The 1,218-nt window shown below is 61.2% G+C and carries 2 protein-coding genes; one reads left to right on the plus strand and one right to left on the minus strand.

The features are described 5' to 3' along the window. The coding region (locus NW815_RS12985) for a cob(I)yrinic acid a,c-diamide adenosyltransferase (RefSeq protein ID WP_414343367.1) at positions 1-601 on the minus strand (601 nt) is incomplete at its 3' end. A 172-nt stretch (positions 602-773) separates the two neighbouring features. Here NW815_RS12985 and NW815_RS12990 point away from each other — a divergent pair. Continuing rightward, positions 774-1,218: PLP-dependent cysteine synthase family protein (locus tag NW815_RS12990; RefSeq protein ID WP_414416094.1), on the plus strand; the 445-nt coding region annotated here is incomplete at its 3' end.

The following is a 1,218-nucleotide window of genomic DNA, read 5'->3' on the forward strand; positions in this document are numbered from 1 at the left end:
AGATCTCGATGCCGCTGCAAGGGGGTTGGCCGTTTTGGGGATCCGTCGCCCGCCGGACACTGCGCATTTCCGAGTGCAAATCCGCCAGGTCGATAATTTCCTTGGGAGCGCCGCGCCCGGTGATGATCACCTCCATGGCCTCCGGCTTTTGCTTGAGGGTACTGACCACCTCCTCCACAGGCAACAGGCCCAGATCCAGCACCGGGTTGAGCTCATCCAGCACCACCACCGAGTAAAACCCCGACGCCAAAGCCCCTTTGGCCACATCCCAACCGCGGCGGGCCTCCTGACGGTCAAACTTGGTGATCTCATCTGGGCCGAAAAACTCTCCCCGCCCGGTGCGCAATTGATCGATGAGATGGGGGAAGCCTCGCTGCAGAGCCGCAATGGCCGCATCCTCAGCATAGGTTCGGCCTGGCCCCTTGAGAAACCGCACCAGCAACACCCGGCTGGGGGCCGCCTTTTCGATCCCCAAGCCAATGGAACGCAGCACAACCCCTAGGGCCGCCTGGGACTTGCCTTTGCCCTCGCCGTCGTAGACATGGATCTGGCCCCGTCGCCGATCAAACTGCTGGGCAGTCACAATCCCAATTTCTGCCATGCCCCTCCGCGTCATCCTGCTGTGGGAAAATCCCACTTTTCTACCCCCATCTTAGAGCCTAGCCAGAACTTGGGCAGGAGGGGGAAACTAAAAAGCTCCCAAGAGGCCGGAAAGACCGGGGTAAGATGAGGAATGGTTGTCCAGCCGATGCCTGTCTAGCGAGGGATCCCCCTTGTATCCGACTGCATTTTCTTCTCGCCCGTTGCTCCCTGCTGTGGATAGCCCTATTGAGCTGGTGGGGGGAACACCGCTGATCCGTCTGCGGCGGGTTGCTGCCGATTTGCCGGAATCGGTACGGGTATATGGCAAGGCAGAGTGGTACAACCCTGGGGGTTCAGTCAAGGATCGCCCGGCCCTCAACATGATTCGCGCTGGCGAACGCCAGGGCAAGCTTACCCCCGGCAAGATCATCCTCGATGCCACCAGCGGTAACACCGGCATCGCCTATGCCTGGATCGGGGCCGCCTTGGGCTACAAGGTCAAGCTGGCTCTTCCCGCCAACGCCAGCCCGGAGCGCAAGAAGATCCTGGCTGCCTATGGCGTGGACTTGGTTCTGACGGATCCCGCTCTGGGATCCGATGGGGCCATCGAGAAAGCCCGCGCCCTCTATGCGGAAA

Origin of the sequence: Synechococcus sp. R6-7, from assembly GCF_047461695.1 — a bacterium.
GTDB lineage: Bacteria > Cyanobacteriota > Cyanobacteriia > Thermostichales > Thermostichaceae > Thermostichus.